Annotated in this window: 2 protein-coding genes; both read right to left on the minus strand. The window is 72.3% G+C overall.

What is annotated here, in order from left to right:
- The coding region (locus ACLEQD_RS37095) for a condensation domain-containing protein (RefSeq protein WP_410390614.1) at positions 1-2,119 on the minus strand (2,119 nt) is incomplete at its 3' end.
- The coding region (locus ACLEQD_RS37100; protein WP_410390615.1) for a condensation domain-containing protein at positions 2,041-4,781 on the minus strand (2,741 nt) is incomplete at its 5' end. The genes ACLEQD_RS37095 and ACLEQD_RS37100, both read right to left, overlap by 79 nt.

Genomic DNA, 4,781 nt, shown 5'->3' on the forward strand with positions numbered 1-4,781 from the left:
CCAGCATCGGCAGCGCGCTCACGGTCGCGTCCGGATTCGCGGCGATGCCCTCCAGCAGCACCCGCAGGTGCCCCATCATCCGCTCCACCGTCGCCTGCTCGAACAGGTCCGCGCGGTAGTCGGTCACGCACAGCAGCCCCATGCCGGTGTCCTTGAAGGACAGCGTGAGGTCCACCTTCGCTGCGCCTTCGTCACGTCCCAGCGAGCGCAGCTTGAGGCCCGGCAGCTCGATGGACGAGGCCGGCGTGTTCTGCACCGACAGCTTCACCTGGAAGATGGGCGAATGGCCCAGGCTGCGCTCCGGGTTGAGCGCCTTGACCAGCTCCTCGAACGGCAGGTCCTGGTGCCCGTACGCGCCCAGCGCCGTGTCCTTCACGCGCCGCAGGAGCTGCCGGAACGTCGGGGCGTCGTCCAGCCGCGTGCGCATGGCGAGCTGGTTCACGAAGAAGCCGATGAGGCCCTCCGTGTCCGCGTGGTTGCGGTTCGCGATGTCCGTGCCCACCACGATGTCCGTCTGCCCGCTGTAGCGCGACAGCAACACCTGGAAGCCCGCGAGCAGCGTCATGTAGAGCGTCGCGCCCTCTTCCTGTCCCAGCGTCTGGAGCCTCGCCGACAACGCCTGGGGGAACTCCGTCGGAACCGTGCCCGCGCGGTGCGTCCGCACGGTCGGCCGCGGATGATCCGTGGGCAGCTCCAGCAGCGGCGGCGTGTCCCGCAGCTGCTCACGCCACCAGGCCAGCTGCGCCTCCAGCGCCTCGCCCCGCAGCCAGCCGCGCTGCCAGGCCGCGTAGTCCGCGTACTGGAGCTTGAGGTCAGGCAGCGGCGAGGGCCGCCCCGCGTGGAAGGCCTCGTAGAGCGCGGCCATCTCGCGCATGAAGATGCCCATGGACCACCCGTCGGAGACGATGTGGTGCATCGTCAGCAGCAGCACGTGCCGCCGCGCGTCCTGCCTCAGCAGCGTCGCCCGCACGAGCGGGCCCCGCGTCAAATCGAACGGCTGGCGCGACTCCGCCAGCGCCCGCTGCTCCAGCGTCGCTTCGATTTCAGCCCGCGGCAGCGCGCCCAGGTCCACGACCGCCAGCGCCACCTCCGGCACCTCGGAGATGACCTGCACGGGCTCCCCGTCCTTCACTCCGAAGGCGGTGCGCAGGGACTCGTGGCGGCGGAGGATCTCCTGGAAGGCGCGGCCCAGCGCGGGCACGTCCAGGTCTCCCTCCAGGCTCACCGTCAACGGGATGTTGTACGCCAGGCTTCCCGGCTCCAGCTGATCCAGGAACCACAGGCGCTGCTGCGCGAAGGACAGCGGCAGCGGCTGTTCGCGCGACACCGGCACCAGCGGCGGCACGTCCGGCCCCACGTCCTGGACCTGGGTGGAGAGCCACGCCGCGAGCGCGGCCACGTTGGGCATCTCGAAGAAGGCCCGCACGGGCAGGTCCACGCGGAACGCCTGCCGGATGCGCGACACCGCCTGCGTCGCCAGCAGCGAGTGCCCGCCCAACTCGAAGAAGTCCGCGTTGCGTCCCACGCCCTCCACGCCCAGCAGCTCCGCCCAGATGCGCGCGAGCTTCTCCTCCGCGCCAGGCCGGGGCGCGGCGTCGCCGGTCTCCGCCGCGAGCTTCTGGAGCTCCGGCTTCGGCAGGGCCTTGCGGTCCACCTTCCCGTTGGGCGTCAGCGGCAGCGCGTCCAGCGCGACGAAGGCCGCGGGCACCATGTACTCCGGCAGGCGCTCCTTGAGGAACGCGCGCAGCGCCTCCGCGTCAGCCGTCTGCTCCTCCTGCGGCACGACGTACGCCACCAGTCGCTTCTGGCCGGGCACGTCCTCGCGCGCCAGGACCACCGCGTCCCGAACGGACGCGTGCTGACCGAGCGCCGCTTCGATTTCGCCCAGCTCGATGCGGAAGCCACGCAGCTTCACCTGGTGGTCCACGCGGCCCGCGAACTCCAGCTGGCCGTCCGCGCGGTAGCGCACCACGTCGCCCGTGCGGTACAGCCGCGCGCCGGGCTCGCCTCCGAAGACGTCGGGCACGAAGCGCTCGGCCGTCAGGTCCGGGCGCTCCAGGTAGCCGCGGCCCACGCCCACACCGCCGATGTACAGCTCACCCAGGACGCCCGTGGGCACGGGCTGCCCGCGCGGTCCAGCACGTACAGCCGGGTGTTGGGATACGGCCGGCCAATGCCCGGACGCCCACCGTCCGGCGCGCAGAGGGCGCTGGTCGCGGTGACGCTGATCTCCGTGGGGCCGTAGCAGTTGAGGAACCGGCGTCCGGCCCCCCAGCGGTCCACCAGCTCCGGCGGCAGCGCTTCCGCGCCGGAGATGATCGTCTCCAGCTCCGGCAGCGCGTCGTGCGGCAGGGCCGCCAGGACGGGCGGCAGCAGCACGGACGTGGTGATGTGGCGGTCGCGCAGCAGCGCCGTCAGCTCGGGGCCGGGCAGGAGCGCGTCGCGCGGCACCAGCACCAGCGTGCCTCCTCCCGCCAGCGTGCCGAAGAGCTCCAGCACGGAGGCGTCGAAGCCGAACGCGGTGAACTGCAGGACGCGGCGGCCCGGCTGGATGCCGAAGTCCGTCACGGTGCGGGCAATCGTGTTGCGGATGCCGCGGTGCTCCACGACGACGCCCTTGGGGTGCCCCGTCGAACCGGAGGTGAAGATGACGTAGGCGGCGTTGCGCGGCTCCGTCAGCGACGGCGGGGCCTCCTTCGGCCTGCGGGCGATGGCCGCGGCCTCCTCGTCCACCAGCAGCAGCCACTCGCCGCGCGACGGCAGCGCGTCCGCCAGCGACTCCTGCGTCACCACCACGGGGACGCGGCTGTCCTCCAGCATCGCGCCCAGGCGCTCGGACGGATACGACGGGTCGAGCGGCACGTACGCGCCCCCCGCCTTGAGCACGCCGAGCAGCGCCACCACCAGGTCCAGCGAGCGCTCCAGGCACACGCCCACGCGCGTCTCCGCGCGCACGCCCAGGCTCCGCAGGTGCCACGCGAGCTGGTTGGCGCGGGAGTCCAGCTCCCGGTACGTGAGGGCTTCGCCCTCGAACTCCGCCGCGACGGCGTCCGGCGTGCGCTCCACCTGGGCCTCCACGAGGCCGTGGAGCCCGCCGTCCTCGGACAGCGCGAGCGCGGTGTCGTTCCACGCCTCCAGGAGCGTGCGTCGCTCCTCGGAGGGGAGCACGGGGAGGCGGGAGACGCGCTCCGCCGGTTCAGCGGCCGCGGACTCCAGCACCGTGCGGAACCCGGCGGCCAGGCGCTCCATGGTGGAGGCGTCGAACAGGTCCGTGCCGTACACCCACTGGCACGACAGGCCCTGCGGGCTCTCCGTGATGGAGAGCGTCAGGTCCAGGTTCGACTGCACGGACTCACTGCCGGAGGCGCGGAAGCTCAGCCCCGGCAGCTCCAGCGACGACGTGGGCGTGTTCTGCAGGATGAGCTTCACCTGGAACAGCGGCGCGTGGGCGAGGCTGCGCTCGGGGTTGAGCGCCTTGACCAGCTCCTCGAACGGCAGGTCCTGGTGCCCGTATGCCCCCAGCGCCGTGTCCTTCACGCGCGCCAGCAGCGTGGTGAAGGACGGGTCGTCCTCCAGCCGCGTGCGCATGGCGAGCTGGTTGATGAAGAAACCGATGAGCCCTTCGGTCTCCGCGTGGTTGCGGTTCGCGATGTCCGCGCCCACCACGATGTCCGTCTGCCCGCTGTGGCGGGACAGCAGCACCTGGAAGCCCGCGAGCAGCGTCATGTAGAGCGTCGCGCCCTCGCGCTGGCTCAGGGTCCGGAGCGCCTGGGTGAGCCGCTCCGGCAGCATCCGCTGGAGGATGGCGCCGCGCGTGCCCGCCACGGGAGGACGCGGACGGTCCGTGGGCAGTTCCAGCAGTCGCGGGGCTCCGCCCAGCTGCTGGCGCCAATAGGAGAGCTGCGTCTCCAGCGCGTCGCCCCGCAGCCAGCCGCGCTGCCAGGCCGCGTAGTCCGCGTACTGGATCTTGAGCTCGGGCAGCGACGCGGGCTGGCCCGTGCGGAAGGACTCGTAGAGGGCGGTGACCTCGCGCACGAGGACGCCCATGGACCAGCCGTCGGAGATGATGTGGTGCTTCGCCACCAGCAGCATGTGGCGCTGCGTGCCCAGGCGCAGGAGCGTGGCGCGGAACAGCGGGCCCCGTCCCAGGTCGAACGGCCAGCGCGCCTCCACGCCCGCGAGGCGGCGGGCTTCCAGCTCGATGGCGTCCCCGTCCAGCGTGGACAGGTCCACCGTGGTCAGCACGTGCTCCGGCGCGGGCGCGATGCGCTGCACCGGCTCCTGGCCGAGCGCCTCGAACGTCGTGCGCAGCGACTCATGCCGCTCCACGAGCGCGTGGAACGCGCGCTCCATCGCGGACACGTCCAGCGCACCCTCCAGGCGGAGGGCGGTGAACATGTTGAAGGCCGTGGAGCCGGGCTCCATCTGATCCAGGAACCACAGGCGCTGCTGCGCGAACGACAGCGGCAGCGGCCCCGTGCGCGGCACGGGCACCAGCGGCGGAGCCTTGGCCCCGAGCGCCGCGGCATCCACCCGGATCGCCAGGTCCGCGACGGTGGGGGCTTCGAACAACGCACGCAGCGGCAGCTCCACGCCGAAGACGGAGCGCACGCGCGAAATCGCCTGCGTCGCCAGCAGTGAGTGCCCGCCCAGCTCGAAGAAGTTGTCCCGTGCGCCGACGCGTCCGACGCCCAGCACCTTCGCCCACTCAGCCGCCAGCACCTCCTCCGTCGGCGTCCTCGGCGCCACGTACGCGCCCGAGACTTCCACTCCTGCTTCCG

The sequence above is a fragment of the Corallococcus sp. 4LFB genome (genome assembly GCF_046520365.1).
GTDB lineage: Bacteria > Myxococcota > Myxococcia > Myxococcales > Myxococcaceae > Corallococcus > Corallococcus caeni.